General features: G+C 63.4%; 18 protein-coding genes and 2 tRNA genes. 14 read left to right on the forward strand and 6 right to left on the reverse strand.

All coding sequences use genetic code 11. The features are described from left to right. The first annotated feature begins 447 nt into the window (after positions 1-447). The 3 genes from FVP60_RS06785 to FVP60_RS06795 are packed head-to-tail and all read left to right on the forward strand — an operon-like array spanning position 448 to position 2177. The gene (locus tag FVP60_RS06785) at positions 448-1110 is read left to right on the forward strand and encodes a DUF4352 domain-containing protein (RefSeq protein ID WP_147825541.1); all 663 of its coding nucleotides are present in this window, start codon (positions 448-450) and stop codon (positions 1108-1110) included. Then, the gene (locus FVP60_RS06790) at positions 1107-1667 is read left to right on the forward strand and encodes a DUF4352 domain-containing protein (RefSeq protein ID WP_147825542.1); all 561 of its coding nucleotides are present in this window, start codon (positions 1107-1109) and stop codon (positions 1665-1667) included. Before FVP60_RS06785 ends, FVP60_RS06790 begins: the two co-directional genes overlap by 4 nt. Next, positions 1668-2177, forward strand: a complete 510-nt coding sequence (locus FVP60_RS06795) for a hypothetical protein (RefSeq protein ID WP_147825543.1) — start codon at positions 1668-1670, stop codon at positions 2175-2177. Here the strand turns inward: FVP60_RS06795 and FVP60_RS06800 are convergent. Next, on the reverse strand, positions 2147-3469 hold the full coding sequence (locus FVP60_RS06800) for a hypothetical protein (RefSeq protein WP_147825544.1): 1323 nt from the start codon (positions 3467-3469) through the stop codon (positions 2147-2149). The two genes, FVP60_RS06795 and FVP60_RS06800, sit on opposite strands and share 31 nt — an antisense overlap. Positions 3470-3679: 210 nt before the next feature. Between FVP60_RS06800 and topA the strand changes: the two genes are divergently transcribed. The 7 genes from topA (at position 3680) to FVP60_RS06835 (ending at position 11560) form a co-directional block, all read left to right on the forward strand. Next, positions 3680-6529: a type I DNA topoisomerase gene (topA, locus tag FVP60_RS06805; RefSeq protein ID WP_147825545.1), complete on the forward strand. Its 2850-nt coding sequence runs from the start codon at positions 3680-3682 to the stop codon at positions 6527-6529. Continuing rightward, a complete protein-coding gene (tmk, locus tag FVP60_RS06810; protein WP_147825546.1) occupies positions 6526-7158 on the forward strand; it encodes a dTMP kinase in 633 nt (210 codons plus the stop codon). The genes topA and tmk overlap by 4 nt, the downstream gene beginning before the upstream one ends. A 97-nt stretch (positions 7159-7255) precedes the next feature. Continuing rightward, a complete protein-coding gene (locus tag FVP60_RS06815; RefSeq protein ID WP_147825547.1) occupies positions 7256-8419 on the forward strand; it encodes a DNA polymerase III subunit delta' in 1164 nt (387 codons plus the stop codon). After that, positions 8416-9987 (forward strand): alpha/beta hydrolase, encoded by a 1572-nt coding sequence (locus FVP60_RS06820; RefSeq protein ID WP_246132509.1) that lies wholly within the window; start codon positions 8416-8418, stop codon positions 9985-9987. The genes FVP60_RS06815 and FVP60_RS06820 overlap by 4 nt, the downstream gene beginning before the upstream one ends. 154 nt (positions 9988-10141) lie before the next feature. Continuing rightward, positions 10142-10216: transfer RNA gene (locus FVP60_RS06825), tRNA-Thr, on the forward strand. 332 nt (positions 10217-10548) lie between these two features. Beyond that, positions 10549-10956 (forward strand): hypothetical protein, encoded by a 408-nt coding sequence (locus FVP60_RS06830; RefSeq protein ID WP_147825548.1) that lies wholly within the window; start codon positions 10549-10551, stop codon positions 10954-10956. 31 nt (positions 10957-10987) lie between these two features. Further along, positions 10988-11560, forward strand: a complete 573-nt coding sequence (locus FVP60_RS06835) for an isochorismatase family protein (RefSeq protein ID WP_147825549.1) — start codon at positions 10988-10990, stop codon at positions 11558-11560. 246 nt (positions 11561-11806) lie between these two features. On the opposite strand, the gene FVP60_RS06840 is transcribed toward FVP60_RS06835, so the two are convergent. After that, entirely contained in the window at positions 11807-12436 is a 630-nt protein-coding gene (locus FVP60_RS06840) for a DNA-directed RNA polymerase subunit beta (protein ID WP_147825550.1), read from the reverse strand. Between the two features lie 213 nt (positions 12437-12649). Between FVP60_RS06840 and FVP60_RS13010 the strand changes: the two genes are divergently transcribed. Then, on the forward strand, positions 12650-12811 hold the full coding sequence (locus FVP60_RS13010; RefSeq protein WP_187240596.1) for a hypothetical protein: 162 nt from the start codon (positions 12650-12652) through the stop codon (positions 12809-12811). Then, positions 12802-12874: transfer RNA gene (locus FVP60_RS06845), tRNA-Lys, on the forward strand. Before FVP60_RS13010 ends, FVP60_RS06845 begins: the two co-directional genes overlap by 10 nt. 112 nt (positions 12875-12986) lie before the next feature. Here FVP60_RS06845 and FVP60_RS06850 read toward each other — a convergent pair. The 3 genes from FVP60_RS06850 to FVP60_RS06860 are packed head-to-tail and all read right to left on the reverse strand — an operon-like array spanning position 12987 to position 16161. Further along, the gene (locus FVP60_RS06850; protein ID WP_147825551.1) at positions 12987-13811 is read right to left on the reverse strand and encodes an anti-sigma factor; all 825 of its coding nucleotides are present in this window, start codon (positions 13809-13811) and stop codon (positions 12987-12989) included. Continuing rightward, on the reverse strand, positions 13808-14407 hold the full coding sequence (gene sigK, locus FVP60_RS06855; protein WP_187240597.1) for an ECF RNA polymerase sigma factor SigK: 600 nt from the start codon (positions 14405-14407) through the stop codon (positions 13808-13810). Before sigK ends, FVP60_RS06850 begins: the two co-directional genes overlap by 4 nt. 32 nt (positions 14408-14439) lie before the next feature. Beyond that, complete coding sequence (locus FVP60_RS06860; protein ID WP_147825552.1) at positions 14440-16161, reverse strand: cytochrome c biogenesis protein CcdA; 1722 nt, start codon at positions 16159-16161, stop codon at positions 14440-14442. Positions 16162-16305: 144 nt separating this feature from the next. Between FVP60_RS06860 and FVP60_RS06865 the strand changes: the two genes are divergently transcribed. Further along, positions 16306-17010, forward strand: coding sequence for a fasciclin domain-containing protein (locus tag FVP60_RS06865; RefSeq protein WP_425463451.1), 705 nt, complete (start codon positions 16306-16308; stop codon positions 17008-17010). A 145-nt stretch (positions 17011-17155) separates the two neighbouring features. On the opposite strand, the gene FVP60_RS06870 is transcribed toward FVP60_RS06865, so the two are convergent. Beyond that, positions 17156-17473 (reverse strand): hypothetical protein, encoded by a 318-nt coding sequence (locus tag FVP60_RS06870; protein ID WP_147825553.1) that lies wholly within the window; start codon positions 17471-17473, stop codon positions 17156-17158. A 156-nt stretch (positions 17474-17629) separates the two neighbouring features. On the opposite strand from FVP60_RS06870, the gene FVP60_RS06875 reads away from it, so the two are divergent. Next, positions 17630-18514, forward strand: coding sequence for an aminodeoxychorismate lyase (locus tag FVP60_RS06875; protein ID WP_147825554.1), 885 nt, complete (start codon positions 17630-17632; stop codon positions 18512-18514). The last annotated feature ends 952 nt before the right edge of the window (positions 18515-19466 follow it).

A 19466-nucleotide genomic window follows, 5' to 3' on the forward strand; every position in this document is an offset into this window, starting at 1 on the left:
ACGAGCACGGGCAACCGCGACGACATCGTCACGGAACTCTTTCGGAAACGGTGCAGGCATGAAGACATCCTCTCCCAGAGGCGCTCGGCCTCAAAGGTTAGTTGTCACCGAAACCTGCGTCAGTCCCGAGTGTCCTTTCGTGATGGTGGAAGGATGGTGTGAAGTCCGCGGCGTCGGCCGAGCTCCGCGAAACACACAGGCGGATCCGCCTGTTGCAGGAGAGCAAGGGCTTGCAAAGCGCGGCGGCGCGCGTGGCAATGCGTGATGTATTTACGTACTTCTTGTGATTTTCCACGGCGGCGGTCACCCTTACCGGCCTGCTGGTTGCGATCACGCGCGCCCACGGGATCAAGTAGGTGCTGACCGATCTCATCGAACCCCGGTGCGTGCAGGTGAAGCGGGGTCGACTCTGCAATTGAGCCGAACCTCGCGTCGTAGGCTGGGCATGTGACCCCCACCGATGCGAGCACGACGCGCGAACCGCCGCCGCGGTCGCGGCTGCGCGCTGGATTCGATCGGGTACCGACCATGGCGTATCTGCTGGTGGCCGCGGTGTTGATCGTGGTCGTGATCGCCGCGCTGGGCGGTCTCGGCTCAAGCGAGAAACGGTATGCCACCGCAACGCAGGGCGAAGCCATAGACGTCGGAATCGCCGAGGTCACCATCGATCGCGTTCGGCTTCATCCTACGGACACCTGGGGTGACCCTGCCGAGGGCGCAGAATTTCTGACGATCCGAATGACCGTGACCAATACCTCGGCATCGACGTACACCGTTCAAGAACTCATGACGGCGGGATCTCTCGCCGCGCCGCTGTACGGCGTCAACGCCGTCTCAATCGACGAGGCTGGCGAGTTCGGCTCACCCTCACTTCGAACCCCCGGCGGCGAGTTCACCTCGATGCTGGGTCCGCGGCTCACGCAAACCTACGACGTCACGTTTGAGCTGGTCGAGCCCCTGGCCGACCGCACCCAGCTCACCCTGGTGTTCGCACCAAACCAGTACACCCCCAACAAGTTTCTGCGTGACACCTCAGACGGTTACTACGAGACCCTGCCGACGATCGCCGTCGGCGAATTCGCCATCACCGACGAGGTGAATGGGCCGTGAAAACCGCACTGACCTGGACAATCGCAGCGGCGCTCATGGTGGGCGCCTGGCTGGTCTCGCTCGCCGTACCCAACGAAGTGGCCTGGCGCGACGGATACGCCGTCACCGGCGCCCTGGGTGAGGAGATATCCGACCGCAATATGAGCGTCACCGTCCACGGCGTGAGCATCGCGAGCATCGTGACCGAAGGTTCCGACTCGCGTGCCCGCAGCGACGATGCTCAGTGGGTCGTCATCAAACTCTCGGCCCAAGCGCTGACCGATGAGACCGAGGCCTCACTCACCCACGCGACCCTCACCGTCAACGGCGACGAGTACCGACCATCAGATCGCCTCCGCAATGGCATGGAGCGTTCAACTCTTTCTATTGCGGCGCCCGCCGAGGGCTTCCTGGTTTTTGAGATTCCGGAACCATACGCAGGCGCCACGGCTGAGCTGCGGTTGGGTGCGAGGTGGGATGTCGACAATGCCGACACCTATCTGTCGTTCACGGTCGATCTGGCCGAGGCGCAGCGAGTTGCGATGATGGCCATCGAACCGAAATCGGTGGGGTACTGAGTGTCGGCGTGGCTGCAGGCGAATCGGTGGGCGTTCATCGCGCTCCCCATCACCGTCGCGGTGTTCGCGATCGCGGTCTGGTTCTTCGCGATCCGTCCCACCGTCGTCGCCAACGGCGGCACGGCAACGAAGTTTGGGATCGACGACACGATCATGGTCGGAACCACCACGCTGACCAATTTGAGCGTGCAATATCAGCTGCCAGCAGCCGCCGAACCCATGACGGGAACCGAAGTCATGGCGTTCACCGTCGAGTCAGAGCAGGGCGACGACGCGATGTACCTGTGTCACATCGAGCTCACCCACAACGGCGATCCACGCCTCACGTTTCGACCCACGTCGCTCGACGTCGGTCTCACCGGCGATGCCGCCTACGCCAGCAACTGCATCGGCTCAGACACCAAGGCGATCGAGTACCTGGTGTTTCTGATTCCGGAGGGGCTGACGGGAGACTTTTCCCTCCGCTTTCTCGACCCCGATCAACCAGTCGAAGTCGACTTCGCGCGCTGACCCGGCGCCTCATCCTGCGAGAACGCCGGCTCATCTTGCGAAAGCGCCGACGCGTCATCCGCCGCGCCACTGGTTCCGCCCGCCGGCATTCCGCCCCGTGCCGCATCACTGGTTCCGCCCGCCTTCATTGCGCCAAGCGCATCGTCGTAGGCAGCCGCGATCAACGCGATGCGGATGGGTTCGGAAATCATCGCGGGAATCAGGGCGATGAACGGCAAGAACATCACCCACCAATCCCACTCATGTGGCCCAAACAGACGCGGAATTCCTGCGGCCAACGCCTGGTCAGCGAACAGCCACACTTGCGAAAGCAGCAGATAAAACGCGATGCGGATGGGGCCAGCGTGAATGAGCAGCGTTGTCGCCTGCAGGATCGGTTCGATTCGGCTACCGGCGAGCCCCGCGGTGTCGCGCAGGCGCCGACGGGTCGTGGGGGCGAGATGCTCGAGGCGGTTTGTCACGCGGCTGAGGCCCGCCATGGCGGGCCGTTGCGCGGCGATAGCCTCACCAAAGACCACACCGGCAATCAGTAGCCAGGCGAGCGAGATCACACTGAGGTTGAGCACCGTGGTCACGACCTGCGCGGCAACCTCCCACACCGCCGCGACCGCAGGCACTGTGACGGCAACCCAGTCGCCCAGATCAACCGCCCATTGCACGACCGCGCGCGACTGAACCCAATCGGTGAACGCAATCGTGTAAGCCGAAGCGCCGTAGATCACCACCAGCACCCACACCACATCGAGGTAGACAGCGGGAATGCGGGTCCAGCTGGGCAGGCGGTCTTTGGCCTTTTCCCACACCTGCTTCAGCACGAAACATCCCAGCAGCAGCGCCAGAATCGACGGGTTGACCTGAAACTGCAGGGCGTTGCCCGTTTCGGAACCATCGCCCGCGAATACCTGCTCCTGCGAGATGGTGAGAATGCGCGACAGATCTTCGCGGAAGAACCCGGCTGCGTAATAGAAGGCAAAGAACGGAATGACGGAGGAAAGCACGGCCTCGCTGAACCCCACCCGACGTTCGAGCGGGGTTTGCTCGCCAGTAGGGGCGGCAGCGCTGAGGTGCGGGAGAGAATCGCGGGTGATGAGCATCATCGCCACAAAAGCCAGCAGTTTAGAAAGCACCGCAAGCGGCGCCACCAACACCAGTGCGAACGACGAATAGGCTCCGACAAAGCCAGACACCCAAATGAGAATGTAGTGCGCTGTGTGGCCAATGACATATGCCGCGACGAGCGCAGGGCCGTGCATGACGAGCACGCGACCCCAGGTACGCAACACAGCGAGCATGACCCCAAACTAGTCGGTACTCCGCCGCCGTTCAGCGAAAAGACGTAAGGTGTGAGGTGACGACATTTGGTTTCTCTGCTTCCCGTGCATCGTAAAAGCCGTCGTCGCGCAAGCCACATCAGGCTCTGAGACCCGCATTTCACACGCTCTGCTCTCTGTCGATAGCAAGCAGTTCGCGTGTATGGTGTGCTCTCGGAGGAAGGAACACTCTTGGCAAACGGCAAGAAGCTCGTCATCGTTGAGTCCCCGACGAAGATGAAGTCAATTCAGGGCTATCTCGGCGACGACTACGAGGTGCTCTCATCGGTGGGGCACATTCGCGACCTTGCCGACAAGAAAAGCATCCCGGCCGAGAAGAAAGCCGCATACGGCAAGTACTCCATCGACATCGAGAACGGCTTTGACCCGCTCTACGTCGTCAGCGACCGCAAGACCAAGACGGTGCAAGAGCTTAAGCGTGCGCTGAAGAACGCCGATGAGGTGCTCCTCGCAACGGATGAAGACCGCGAGGGCGAAGCCATCGCGTGGCACCTCCTTGAGACTCTCAAGCCCAAGGTTCCGGTTCGTCGCATGGTGTTTCACGAAATCACCAAAGACGCCATCCAGGCGGCCGTGAACAACACCCGTGAGCTCGACACGGCACTCGTTGACGCGCAAGAAACGCGTCGCATTCTTGACCGCCTCTACGGCTGGGACGTCAGCCCCGTGCTCTGGTACAAGGTGCAGCCGGGTCTTTCTGCCGGACGCGTGCAGTCGGCGGCCACCCGCATGGTTGTTGACCGTGAGCGCGAGCGTATGGCGTTTGTCTCGGCCAGCTATTGGGATGTCGATGCTGACGCCGCGAAAGCCAGCAATACCTTCCGCATTCGCCTGGTTCGCGTTGATGGCGCCCCGCTTGCCCGCGGAACCGACTTCGACGAGAACGGTGCGCTGAAGAAGGCCGTCGTCGTCTTCACCGAAGCCGAGGCCACATCGCTTGCCGACGCCATCACGGCAGCCGGATCTGGCGATGTCACCAAGGTTGAAGCCAAACCCGGAACCCGCAGCCCCTACGCACCGTTCACGACCTCGACGATGCAGCAGGAGGCGGGGCGAAAGCTCGGCCTGAGCGCCAAGAACGCGATGTCGGTGGCGCAGAAGCTGTACGAAAAGGGTTTCATTACCTATATGCGTACCGACTCGGTCTCGCTGTCTGCGCAGGCGATCACCGCCGCACGCACCCAGGCGGTCGCCCTCTACGGCGACGGCGCGGTTCCGCTCAAGCCTCGCGTTTACAAGTCCAAGAGCAAGAACGCCCAGGAGGCGCACGAGGCAATTCGCCCGTCGGGTGAGACGTTCCGTACCCCCGCCGAGGTGGCGGGCGAGCTCAACCGTGACGAGCAGCGCCTGTACGACCTGATCTGGAAGCGCACCGTCGCCAGCCAGATGTCTGACGCCAAGTTTGAAACCACCACCGTGACGGTTGCCGTTGCAGCCGGCGGCAAGAAGGCCGAATTTACGGCCTCCGGAACCGTGTACACGTTTAAGGGGTTCTTGGACGCCTACGACGAGGGCAAAGACGAGAAGCGCGGCGACGCCGACAAGGCGGCCGACCAGTCGCTACCGGCGCTCGCGGTTGGCGATAACGTCGCCGTCTCCGAAGTGCAGGCGAAGGGTCACAAGACCACACCGAAGCCGCGCTACACCGAGGCCTCCCTGGTGAAGGCGTTGGAGGAGAAGGGCATCGGACGCCCCTCGACCTTCGCCAGCATTATCGACACCATCATCGAGCGCGGCTACGTCACCAAGCGTGGCCAGGCGCTCGTGCCGAGCTGGATGGCATTCAGCGTCGTGCGCCTGCTGGAAGAAAACTTCAGCGCACTCGTTGACTACGACTTCACCGCGGCACTCGAAGACGACCTCGATGCGATCTCTCGTGGCGAGCAGAACCGCGTCGAATGGCTGCAGGAGTTCTACTTCGGCTCCGACAAACACGTCGGTTTGCGTCACGTCGTCGACAACGTGGGTGATATCGACGCACGCGCGCTTAACGCGACCGCGATCACCGAGAATTCGACGCTGCGTTTCGGTCGGTACGGGCCGTACCTTGAGGTCGCTGACCCGGAACACCCCGATGCTAAGCCGCGCATCATCAACATTCCTGAAGACCTCGCGCCTGACGAACTCACCGCCGAGAAGGCGATTGAGCTCATCGAGGCGCCGATTGCCGGCGACCGCGTGCTGGGGGAGAACCCCGAAAACGGCAAGCTCATCGTGGTGAAGGACGGCCGCTTCGGGCCGTACGTGCAAGAGCTGGAACCAGTCACCGACGAAGAGGTTAACGAGGCGACCGGCGAAGTTGTCGAGGCTCCGAAGAAGGCGAAGAAGAAGGCCGACGAGCCCAAGCCCCGCACCGGCAGCCTGTTCAAGTCGATGGCCGTTGACACCATCGACCTCGAAACGGCGCTCAAGTTGCTTGACCTGCCGCGCGTGGTGGGCCAAGACCCCGAGTCTGGCGACGAAATCACCGCCCAGAACGGTCGCTTTGGCCCGTACTTGAAGAAGGGAACCGACTCGCGCTCGCTGCAGACCGAGTCGCAAATCTTCGACATCACGCTGCCCGAGGCGCTGGAGCTTTACGCTCAGCCGAAGTATGGCGCGCGTCGCGCGAGCAGCGCACTCAAGGAGTTTGAGGCCGATCCGGTCTCTGGCAAGCCGATTCGCGTGCGCGATGGACGCTTTGGCCCGTATGTCACCGACGGTGAGACCAATGTGACGATTCCGCGCGGCGAGACGCCCGATGACATCACGTTTGAGAAGGCCGTACAGATGCTCGCCGACAAGCGAGCTAAGGGCCCCATCAAGAAGCGCGCCACCGCCAAGAAGGCACCCGCGAAGAAGGCGCCTGCCAAGAAAGCTACGACCACGAAGGCTGCGGCGACTAAGGCTGCTGCGGCGAAGAAGACCACCGGAACCACGGCAGCGGCCAAGAAGACGACTGCGGCTAAGTCGACGACCGCGGCTAAGAAGCCGGCGGCCACGAAGACGACGGCAAAGGCGAAGGCGGCGGAGAGCGAGTGAGTTCTCGCGGCCTCTGGATCACGGTTGAGGGCGGAGACGGCTCGGGCAAGACCACGCAGTCGGCGCTGCTCATGGCGTGGCTGTCGACGCTCGATCGCACGGTTTTGCATACGCGGGAGCCGGGTGGGAGTGAGGTCGGCGAGCTGATTCGCAATATCGTCTTGCATCACCGCGGACACATCGCACCGCGCGCCGAGGCACTGCTGTATGCGGCCGACCGGGCGCATCATGTGGCGACGGTCGTGCGCCCTGCTCTGGAGCGCGGCGACATCGTTCTGCAGGATCGCTACCTGGATTCTTCCGTCGCCTACCAGGGGGCGGGGCGGGTGCTGGATGCCACCGAGGTGCGTGCACTGTCAATGTGGGCCACCGAGGGTGCGCTACCCGATGTCACGGTCTTGCTCGACATTGATCCGGTCGCGGCGCGCGAACGGTTGGATGCGGCCGACAAGCCCTTTGACCGACTCGAGGCAGAAAAGCTGGAATTTCACACCCGTGTGCGCGAGGCATACCTGGCGCTCGCCGCGGCGGAACCAGAGCGATTCGTCGTAATCGACGCGCAGCAGCCGGTCGAGGAAATTGCGCAGCAGATCCGCGCGCGGATTGAAAGCGCGCTGACCGCGGCCTGACGCGCGGTCGCGCACACCCAGGTGGGGATAACACTGGGCTGAGGGTCGCCTGTGGAGAAGTGCGAGAGCTGTCGGTGCCGCCGTCTAGGCTGGTGACATGACCACCGCGCCAGCCACGAACGCCGAATCCGCTTGGGCTGCGGTTTGGGGCCAGCCGGCGGCCGTTGAACAGCTCAAACACGCGGCTGAAAACCCCGCCGAGATGACGCATGCCTGGCTCATCACCGGCCCTCCTGGTTCCGGTCGTTCCACCCTCGCGTACGCTTTCGCTGCAGCGCTCATCGCGCGCGATGCCGATGACGATCACACGATTCAGCAGGTCATCGCGGGCACACATCCCGATTTGGTGCGCCTGCGCACCGAGGGCGTCATCATTCCGGTGAAAGAGGTGCGCGCGGCCGCAGCGCGCAGTTACCTCGCACCGTCGGTCGGCAGGCACCGCGTGGTCGTCATTGAAGACGCTGATCGCATGGCTGAGCAGGCATCAAACGCGATTTTGAAGGCGCTCGAAGAGCCGCCGCCGGAGACGGTGTGGATTCTTTGCGCGCCGAGCGATGTCGATCTGCTGCCGACAATTCGCTCGCGTGTTCGCACAGTGCGACTTGCCGAACCCAATGTTGCTGACGTCGCAGAGCTGATTGTTCGCCGCACCGGAGTTGATGCGCAGGTGGCCGAGCAGTCGGCGCGCCATGCGCAGCGGCACATTGGCATGGCGCAGCGACTCGCGACCAATCCTGTTTCTCGGGAGCGCCGCGAAAAGACACTCCGCGATACGCTGCGCGCCCGCACCGTCGCCGATGTCGTTGAAGTTGCCGCCGCCATTGTGCAGGCGGCCACCGATGATGCCAAGACGCTGACCACCGAACGCGATGCTGCGGAACGCTCCGAGCTGTTGCGCACGGCGGGTATCGCCGACGGCGCCGCGGTTCCGCCCGCCGTTCGATCGCAGGTATCGGCGCTGGAAGACGCGCAGAAGAAGCGTGCCACTCGAAGCGTGCGCGATGGCATCGATCGGGTGCTGACCGATTTGCAGTCGCTGTTTCGTGATGTCGTGCTCTGCCAGTTTGGGCGAGTCGATGACATGATCAATCGGGAGCTGGAAAGCGACATCACGTTCGTTGCGAACGCGTGGCCGGCGCAGCGCACCCTCGCAGTGCTCGACGCCATCACAGACACGCGCGAAGCGATCGAACAAAACGCTGCACCCCTGCTCGCGTTGGAGAGCTTGTTGGTGACGGTCACGACCGGGAGGACACCGTGAAATCGAAGGCGATGAGGCGCTGGGGCGTCGTAATTGCAAGCGTCACGATGAGCGCGCTGGCGCTCTCGGGCTGCATGTATGTGGCGATTGGGGAGGCTGACGGAACCACGGGTGGGCCCTCGGGAGTGATCCCCACGAAAGCGCCCGTCACCACGGGCGTTGCCGATGAGCTGTTGCCGTATTACGGCCAGGAGCTCGTTTGGGAGCAGTGCGACGAAAACCCTGGCATGGACTGCACCATGGTCACCGTGCCAATGAACTATGCCGACACCTCAGCGGGCGATATTGAACTGGCCGTCGTGCGGTTGCGAGCAACCGACGAGGCGCAGGGATCACTGCTGATGAACCCGGGTGGCCCCGGCGGCAGCGGTTACGACTACGTCATGCAGGCCGGCACCTACATGTTCTCCGAAGATCTGCAAGAGGAGTTCGACATCATCGGGTTCGACCCCCGCGGTGTTGGATCCTCCACCGCCGTTGTGTGCTTCGACGCAGCGCAAATGGACTCATATCTTTACGACATTCCGAAGAATCCGCGCGGCAGCGACGAGTGGATCGCCGAAGTTGACGGCCGGGCGGCGGAGTTTGCGCAGGCCTGTTCTGACAACACCGGAGCGCTGCTCGAACACATCACGACCGAGAATTCCGCACGCGATATGGATGTGCTGCGCGGCGTGCTCGGAGACGAAAAGCTGAACTACATCGGCTTCTCCTACGGAACCTTCCTCGGCGCCACCTACGCCAAGCTCTTCCCCGAGCGCGCCGGCCGCCTCGTTTTGGACGGCGCGATTGACCCGGCCATTCCGAGTGCGGACGTCGGAAAGATTCAGGCCGTCGGTTTTGAGAACGCACTCCGCGCCTTCATGGAGGGCTGCCTCGCATCATCCGATTGCCCCTACAGCGGCGACGTTGATGAGGCGCTCGCCGATCTCAGCGAACTGCTCGCTGAGCTGGATGCCCGCCCCATTGAGGTGACCGATGGTCGCATGCTGGGTGCCGACTCCGCTTTCACCGGTGTGGTCTCGGCGATGTACCAAGAGGGCGCCTGGCCGATACTGACCGCGGGTCTCGCCGAGGCGGAGGAGGGCGACGGTGACACGCTGATGTACCTCGCAGACAGCTACAACGGCCGAGAAGCTGGCGGGGTGTTCTCCGACAACTCGACGGAGGCATTTAACGCCTACAACTGCATGGACTACCCGGCAGACATGACCGACGCCGAGATCGACGAAGTCGACCAATTTGTGCAAGACAATGCACCGACGATCGCACCATATTGGTCGGGTGGCGACACCTGTGGAGCCTGGGCTTTCCCGCCGTCGGGTACTCGAGGTGCAATTGCCGCCGAAGGCGCCGCTCCGATTTTGGTAGTCGGAACCACCAACGACCCGGCAACCCCCTACGAGTGGGCAGTCTCGTTGGCCGATCAGCTCTCCAGCGGCGTGCTGCTGACTCGTGTCGGTGAAGGTCACACGGCTTACGGGCAGGGTAACGCCTGCATCGATGACGCGATCGACACCTTCTTGCTGGAGGGAACACCGCCAGCAGATCAAACCACCTGCAACTAGATCGCCCGGCGGGTCGGGCGGCACGCCTTCTCGACCCGCCCGGGGCGCAGGCCGTGTTCATCCGCTTCGAAAAAATGCGCTAGGCTATTGCAGGTTCGCCACCCGCATTTCTTCCGGCTTTTGCCAGCGAAGTTGAGCGAGTAGTGAATGGAACGCCACCTTAGCTCAGTGGTAGAGCATCCCACTCGTAATGGGAAGGCCATCGGTTCGAACCCGATAGGTGGCTCCACAAAAAGACCCCCGGCTTGCCGGGGGTCTTTCGCATTCCCGGTCGGCCCTTTCTCGGTGTCGCGGTGCGTCGGCCCGTGGGCCAGGGTCGTCCGTGGCCCATAAGCCTCGTCCGCAGCAGCCCCACTTTCGGCGAAACACACTCTGGTCGACGAAACACCGCCGCGCCGCATGTTTCTCGCCGACCAAAATGTGTTTCGTAGGAGAGATACGCGATTCCGGGAGTTCTGGTTCCGTCTTGACCCACAACCCTGGACCAGGGTGCGCATCCAGAAGGGGGCGGAACCAAGGGGTAATTCTGGGAACAGGCGCGCACTCCGATACGATCAACAAGTGAATAATGCCCTCAATGTGCTTGGTGCCGTGACGGATGTATTCACCTCGCTGGGAGCCCTCGCGACGGGGTTTTTCGCGATGATGGTGCTGGTGATCGTGTTGCAGCAAAAGACCTGGACCAAGGTTGACGCCATGATCGAAACCGAAGGCACGGCTCGGGTCGCACGTTGGTTTGACGACCGCGCCGGAACCGTCGGTGCAGCAATCCTGACGCCCGCGCAGGCGGCGGAGCTCGGTAGCGCCGATCATGCCGCGATCTGGGTGCAGCCGGGCCGCTCGGGGGCGGTGCGCCTTGAAGCAGCTTCGCCGGCTCGAAGGCCCGCAACGGCGGCGCTGGTGGCCAGTGCGACGTTGCTCGTGCTGAGCTTGGGCACCTCGATCGTGCTCATGATCATCGACGGCTGACGAACCGTGCGCGTGCGCGTAGGCTCGCATCATGACTCGTGCGCTATTTATCGTTGACGTTCAGAACGACTTCACCGAGGGCGGTGCGCTCGGTGTGACCGGTGGCGCTGCCGTTGCGCAGGCCATCACTGAGCACCTCGCCACCCACGCAAGCGACTACGACCTCATCATCGCGTCACGCGACTGGCACAACGCTGAGGGGGACAATGGTGGCCATTTCGCCGCCGATCCCGACTTCGTTGACACCTGGCCGGTGCACTGCGTGGCCGAAACGAACGGTGCCGCCTACCACCCAGCGCTCGAAGTGAGCGGCGTCACCCATCACGTTAAGAAGGGGCAGGGTAAGCCCGCCTACTCGCTGTTTGAGGGGCAGACAGAAGACGGCGTCACGGTCGCTGCCGTGCTTCGTCAGCACGGCGTTCTCAGCGTCGACGTTGTCGGCATCGCGACAGACTATTGCGTGCGGGCCTCGGTGCTCGACGCGATTGAACACGGGGTGGACGTGCGCGTTCTCACCACGATGATTGCCGGAGTGGCGGCCGAGAGCTCGCACCGGGCGATCGAAGAAATGGGCCACGCTGGCGCTGAGATCGTTGAAGATTAGCCGCGAGCGACCGCGCACCGCTTGAACAGTTTGCCGCAAAATCCGTTCAGAAAAAGTAAAGACCGGGCCGCTGAACGCCTCTCGGCGGAAGGCCGCTCATAGCGGCAAGTTTTGGAGCCCGGGGTTAGCGGCCCGGCCGATAAAGCATAACGCGATTGATCCCGGGGTGTATTCCCGAGATTCTCAGAAAAGCGCGAAAATCGCGCGTGTCTGATGTCTTCTCGCGCGGCGGCGCGAGAGAAAACCTCAGATCAGGTGGCCAGAACGCCACAGTTTCGCGGCGGTCGAAAGATCTGCGGCATAGGTGGAGAGGCGTAGCGCCCTGGTCGTGAGCTCACTCGCGCGCTGCGGTTCGGTTGGCTCGTAGTCGTCGGCGACGTGTGTTGCGCCGGCGGCCTCGACTCGGCAAAACGATGAGGCGCGTTCCAGCGCGCTAGCGAAATCACCCTCGAAAACGCCGCGCAGAATCGTGTCGGCGAGATTCATCAACTCGGCGGGGCTTGCCGGGGTTGGCGCGCCCGCGATGACCGCGTCGGCCGAGGGAAGTTCTGCGCGCCCGCGCTCATACAGCAGGGCGGCGGTGGTGGGGTCTTTGTGCACCATGAGCTGTAACAGGTAGATGCGCCACAGCGTTCCGGGCAGCGAACGCGCGGGCGACTGCGACCAGAGATCGGCGATGGTCTCGATGCCGTGAACGGCGGTGAACTCGACGAGTTTGTCGACCGTCTCAGGGTCTGCCTCGGCACGAACGCGGTTCAGAAGCGCGCTTGCCGTGGCGTATGCCACCCGCGAGCGCTCGGCGGGATCGACACTGCCGAACGCGACGTCAAACATGGAGCTGGGGCGCATGACGGGCTTGTGAAATGCATCGGACATCATTCCAGGGTACGCGCGATCTGCGACGGCGGATCGGTGGAGACTGGGAGCCCGTTGAGAACGCGCGCAGGCGGAGATCAAACTGCTCTGAGACGAATGCGCCCCGACAGACACCCAACAACAAGGGCACGAAGTTTGAACCCAACGTGCCCCATCACGCAATACTGATCAGGCGCCGAAGGGACGCGGCGCAGACGCTCAAAGGGGGACGTCATGGCAGAAATTGTGATCGCCGGAATCATCGGCATCGGAGTGCTGTGTGCACTCGTTGTGCTGATTGAACGGCACAGCGCCGCCACCTTTACCGGCGACGTGATCGACACGCGGCACGAAGAGGTCGTCAGCCCCGCTAAGCTAGAACACACGGGCCTCTAGCTCAGTTGGCAGAGCATCGGACTTTTAATCCGCGGGTCGTGGGTTCGAGCCCCACGGGGCCCACAAAGGGCGCACTTTCTGGTGCGCCCTTTGTCTATTTCGCACGTGGTGGTTCCGCAGCTGGGCCTTTAACCCTGCAACCGCGACGTTCGTGGTTCCGCAACCGCGACGGCGGCTAGCTCGTTTCGATCACGATGATGGGGTCAGTCGTCGGTAGGCCGGTGGGGGAGCCGCCGGCATCTTCGATCGTCACGGCGATCACATCACCCGGTCGGAGGGGTTCGCTGAGAACCGCGGTCGTCTGGCCGTCGGTGTCGCTGGTAAAAACGCCGCTGGGCAGTGGTGTGTCGCCGCGCACCAGCCAGAGCTCGTACGACTTATTCGGCTCCAACTGTTCTAGCCCGGTCGTGACCAACACGGCAGTCTCCAGAGACGCCGACCAGTGCGCCGTCGCGCTCCCGCCGGCGGGCAGCTCTGTGCTCGCTTGCGCCGCATCTCCCGCCGCCTGCACCTCTTCGAGCGCCACGACTGCCGCGGGGCGGTTGAGCGTGGAGAAGATCACGGTCGAGGCCACCGCCACCCCGACCAACAGGGCAATGCTCGCGGCAAGGGCGAACCACCGTCGCCGCCACGAGTTCGAAGCGCGGGCGGAGGTGCGGTCGGTGCCTGTTGAGTCTTCGGGGACGGCTATCGGCGGCGAGGCGGAACCATCGCCGCCGTCGGATGCCGACGCCGGTGCGTGGTCAACGCCAGCGGAGCCGTCGCGGCTCTCCTGTGGCGTGGAGGCGATCTGAGTCAGCAACGAGTCGCGAATACTGGCCGGGGGGGATGCTTCGGGAACGGCCATCGCGAGCTGCGCGGCCGTGGCTTCAGCTGCCAGCGCGATGTCGTTCCACTGCGGATTATCTTCCAGAGCCGCACGGTAGCGTGCTTCGTCCTCAGGCGAGAGCGCGTCCAGCGCGTAGCCTGCTGCGAGCTCGATGAACTCATTCTCTGTCATGACATCACCCCCAAGGTGGTTCGAAGTTTGCTCAAGCCGTCTCTCATCCGGCTTTTGATGGTTCCGAGCGGCGCACTCAGCAAGACCGCAATTTCGGTCTGTGAGTAGCCTCCGTAGTACGCCAACACGATTGGCTCGCGCTGCACGTCAGGCAGCGACGAGAGCGCCCTCACCACCCTGTCGCCCTCGATGCTCAACTCGACCTCTTCGGCGACGCTGTCGTGGGCGACGTCAAGATTTCGAAGCCCGGCGGCGACATCTCGATCGCTACTGGATTGCGAGGCGCGCACGCGATCAACCGCGCGCCGGTGGGCGATGGTGAAGACCCAGGTGCGTCCCTGGCCCTTGTTCGGAGCGAAGCGTGATGCGGATTGCCACACCGTGAGAAAGACCTCTTGTAGCACTTCCTCGCTCTGTGCCCGATTGATGACCACCCGCAGAATCAGGGCAAAGACGCGCGCAGACAGGGCGTCGTAAAGCTCGGCGAAGGCCGCCTGATCGGCCCCGGCAATGCGCACGAGCAACTCCCCGACGTGATCTCTCGTCGGTGCGTCCTCGTCAAACTCAGTGCCGTCGATGACCATCTCCTCAAGCATGCACCCTCGCGCCCTGTCAGCCGTCATAAGAATCACCCGAATGTGAACGAGTACGCTTGCACGCCGGGGGAGATCTCGACGGTCAGTTGCCCTGCACCGAGGTCGGAACCATTGAGCAGTTCGTAAGATCGCGGGGTGCCGTCGACGACGATCGTTTGCTCGCTGCCTTCGCTATCGCGCACCACAATGGTTCCGCTGCCAGCCAGCACCATCCTGACTTCGCGGGCGCGGTAGTCGAGTCGAATACTCGCAGGTTTGTCTGCGGTGGGCGTTATGAACTGCGTCTCGATCGTCCACTCGCCCGACAGCGCGAAGGAGTCGGCCGGTTGCTCGCTCGGGAACCTGAACGAACCTTCGCCCGCGCGATATGGTTCCGTGCCGCCATAGTTCACGTCTTTGCTGGAGCCGAGGAAGGTCTCGCGCGTTGTCTCCCCGCTAGCGGGAGTATTGTCGTCGATTTCGGTTGCCGGTGGCAGTTCGACCGTGGGGTCGGCGTCTTGCAGAAGTTCTCGGATGAGCTGCTCAGTGACCGCGTAGTTGCCCTCGCCAAACGAGATGTGTCGCACCACACCGTTGGCGTCGATCAGGTAGTGAGCGGGCCAGTAGCGGTTGCGATATGCGGTCCAGGTTGACAGCGAGTTATCCAGCGCCACGGGGTACTCGATGTTGAAGTCGACAGCACCTGCGGCGACGTTGGCGGGATTCTTCTCGAACGCGTATTCCGGCGAGTGAACGCCGATCACCTCGAGCCCAGCGTCTGCGTAGGCGTCGTACCATGCGTTCACGTGCGGGATTGCGCGCTGGCAATTGATGCAGGAGTACGCCCAAAAGTCGATGAGCACGACCTTGCCCTTGAGGTCATCGAGGTTGACGGCCGCCCCATTTTCGGTATTGAGCCAACTCTCAATTCCACGGATCGCCGGGGCGGTGCCGCAGTCTGCGAGCTCAGGCGCCCCGTTCTCACAGTTGTCGAGCATGCGGTTCTCATCGGTGACAAGTCCACCAAGCCCGAGTGCGCTCTCGCCCGCTTCTGATTCGGAGAGCTCCTTCTGTAGGTCGGCCGTGTAATCCGGGAGCAGTTGTTGCAGCGCCTGGGGCAGGTTGAAGACCAGGCCAACGGCAAGTGCCAGCATCGCAATGCCGGCGGTGATACGCAGGCCGCGTTCGCGCGTGCGGAAGGCGCGAATTCGTTCGATCACGCCCCGACCCGCGAGAGCAAAGACAAGCAGCGGAACGGCCACACCGATTGCGAAGGAAGTCGTGAGCACGATGGTTCCGACACCAATTTGCCCCGTTGAACCGGCCACGATGATCGCGGCGAGCACGGGTCCTGCGCAAGGCACAAACACCGCGCCGAGGGCCAGGCCCACGCCAAAACCGCTGCCGCGATTGTTGACGTGTTTGGTAGGAATCCACCCGAACGGCTTTTCAAGCACCTGCTCGAACCGCGGCACCAGCAGGCCAACCCCGATCAGGAGCAGCACGATGATGCCGAGCCAGCGAATGATGTCTGGTGGCAATCCGAGCGCGCCGAGGATCAGCGAGCCGACGAGGGTCACGAGAGTGAAGCTGACGATGAGGCCCGCGATCACCAGAAACGGTCGGCTGCGACGCGCGGGCGCCGCATCATCTTGCGATTCGAAGCGGGCGGATTGCGCACCCGCGGTGAGAAAAATCACCGGCAAGACGGGAATGATGCACGGCGATATGCCGGTGATGAGCCCGCCGAGCAGCCCAATGATGACCTGATCCATTGTGGTCCTCGTTTCTGTCACCGGGGGTTCGTCACGGGCGGCGAAACGGATCGCGCAAACTTTTTTGAGATTCTTCCCATCCATTGCGCAGAGCGCTGCGAACCTCCATCAACGCCGCGAGATGCTTCGCGGAAAATCCGCCGCATGCAGCATGCGGCCAACTTCGGAGGTAAAGAGATGTTCCGCATCACAAACAAGAAGGTCGCCGCCGCACTAGCACTGTCTGCTGCGGGTGTACTGACTCTCGCCGGCTGCACCATGGGAGCAAGCGACACCTCTGGTGACGCTATGGAGTCGACCGAACCGCAGACGTCGGAGTCGGTCGAGGCAACGCCGATGGAGATGGACCCAGCCGCCAACCTCGTCGGCCCTGGATGCGCTAGCTACGCTGAGACGGTTCCGACCGGCGGCGGCTCAATTCAGGGCATGTCACAAGATCCGGTGGCCGTTGCGGCCTCCAACAACCCGCTACTGACGACGCTGGTGTCGGCGGTGAGCGGCCAGCTCAACCCCGATGTGAACCTTGTCGATACCCTCAACTCGTCGGAGTTCACCGTCTTCGCGCCGGTGGATGAGGCATTCGCGAAGATTCCGGGCGCGACGATTGAGACGCTGAAGACCGACGCCGACCTGTTGACGTCGATTCTCACGTACCACGTGGTTCCGGGGCAGATCGAGCCCGCAGATATCGCAGGCATGCACACCACGGTTCAGGGTGGCGAGCTTGAGGTGACTGGCTCTGGCGACGAGTGGATGGTCAATGACGCGATGGTCATCTGTGGTGGAGTTCAGACTGCGAACGCCACGGTGTATCTGATCGACACCGTGCTGATGCCGCCGACCGAGTAATTTCTGGCGGTGAGGGGGCGTGCCGACGTGGTGCGTCCCCTCTTCGGCGCGCGGAACTGCGGGTTCGTGCGGGTGGTTCCGGCGCTGCGGTTTCGCGGGGTGGTTCCGCGCTGTGGATTCGCTGGGGTGGTTCAGGAACCAGGGTTTAGGTCGCGGTTGGCGTGGGTGGGGTGGTGGTGCCAGCGTCTGGGATGAGCGTCGCGACGCCGGCCGCGAGCAGAAAGCCAACGCCGAGGAGGACGAGAAAGACGCCCCACGCCTGGATCTTCTTCTCGCGCGCCGAGGTGTCGCTGAACATGATCTCGAATAGTTTTCGCAGCAGCTCGGTGATTGTTTCCAGCAAACTTGGTCGTCGCTGGGCGAGTATCGTGCGTGGCGTCATGAAGAAGCCGATCGTCGCGATGATCACCCCGGCCAGGATCAAGAATCCAGCGATCGACACGAGAAGCAGTGATACCGGCATGACGCCTCCTCAACAGGTTGAGTTCTCGAAGTTTCGCAGGTATCTGAGGTGTTGAACAGGCCAGTGCGGTGATCGGAACAGGCCGGTGCGGTGATCGCAGCGCGCTGTGCGAACAAATGCCGTGCCCTGCGCGGCGGCAGGCTTTAGGCTCAGTTCATGGCCAGCACTTTCGCGCTTCTCATCACACCCGTCGCAGACTTCGACATTCGCGACACCTACGCCGACACGTTCAGCGTGATCGACGCTTCCGCTCCCGCCTTGAGCGTTGGCGAGCTTTCAACGCAGCGCGGAGACGGTATTTTCGAGTCGATCGGGGTCTCCGGCGGACACCCGCAGGAGGTCATGCCACACCTCGAGCGGCTGGCGCACTCGGCGCGTTTGTGCGACCTTCCTCTGCCCAACATTGAGCAGTGGCGTGAGGCGATTGCGATCGCGGCCGACGCATGCGGCGAGGGGGAATGGGTCATCAAGCTCATCCTCAGCCGAGGCATCGAGCACGGCCCGACGCCGACGGCTTGGGTGACGGCGGCGCCTGCCGGTGACTTCGCGGCCGCGCGCCGAGACGGTATTTCGGTCGTGACGCTCGATCGCGGCTTTGACAGTGGCGCTCCTGGGCGTGCTCCGTGGCTCCTGCTCGGGGCGAAGACGCTGTCGTACGCGGTGAACATGGCAGCGATCCGCGAGGCCAAGCGCCGTGGCGCCGATGACGCCGTCTTCGTCTCGTCCGACGGCATCCTGTTGGAGGCGCCGACGGCGTCGCTCGTCATTCGCGTGGGAGATCGTTTCGTGACGCCACGGCCCGGCGCCGGAATTCTGCACGGAACCACGCAGATCAGTGTATTTAGCTTCCTCCAGGCGAAGGGGTACGAGGCGGTGTACGAGACGCTTCCGGCCTCCGCTCTGCCCCGAGTCGATGCCGCCTGGCTTGTGTCATCTGTGCGTCTTGCCGCCCCAATTCACACCGTCGACGGCACCACCCTGCCCATGGACTCGGCCCTCACCGCCGAACTCAACGCCTACCTCCTCTCGCCCCGCGACTAGCGTCCCGCGCCGCGGCGGCGGACTCGCGGCGGTTGCCGTGGTTCCGGTTTCGGTTTCGTGGCGGCGGTTCCGGTTTCGCGTGCCCAAATGTCGGAAGTTTTGCCGCGGACGGGCTCATACGGGCCCTTCGGTCGGTGTGTCGCGCGATTGCTCCGACATTTGGGAATGCCGCGCGTGGAACCACGAGGTGCGCGGGTCGTGGAACCACGGTGACATGCCCGGGACCAGCGGGTCGCGACGGCCCGCTCCCGGCGCAGCCGCATGGTTCCGCCCCCGCGTGACCGAATGTCGGACGTTTTGCCGCGAACGGGCTCATACGGGCCCTTCGGTCGGTGTGTCGCGCGATTGCTCCGACATTTGGGAAAGCCGCGCGTGGAACGACGCCACCGGCTACACCATGTGGTTCCGTGACGGTTCGCGCGCGGCGCAGCCGCGTGGTTCCGGCCCTCGCATGACCGAATGTCGGAGGTTTTGGCGCGAGTGGGCTCGTACGGGGCCTTCGGTCGGCGTGTCGTGTGATTCCTCCGACATTTCGGAAAAGGGGGCGCGGAACCACGCCGCCGGCTGCACCATGTGGTTCCGTCGCGGCTCCTGCGCGGCGCAGCCGCGTGGTTCCGCCCCCGCGTGACCGAATGTCGGAGGTTTTGCCGCGAGTGGGCTCATACGGGGCCTTCGGTCGGCGTGTCGTGTGATTCCTCCGACATTTGGGAATGCCGCGCGTGGAACCACGTCGCCGGCTGCACAGCGTGGTTCCGGCCCCGCGTGACCGAATGTCGGTAGTTCTGCGGCAATCAGGCTCAGACGGAGCCACGGGCCGGCGTGTCGCGCGATTCCTCCGACATTTGGGAACGCCGCCCCCGGACCCCCAGAACCCCAGAACCCGCACCCCACAAACGCGAAACCGCCGCGGCGGTGCCGGCGGCGGTTTGCGGCGAGCCCCCACTCGCAGAAC

This window comes from Microbacterium mitrae (assembly GCF_008017445.1).
Lineage (GTDB): Bacteria > Actinomycetota > Actinomycetes > Actinomycetales > Microbacteriaceae > Microbacterium > Microbacterium mitrae.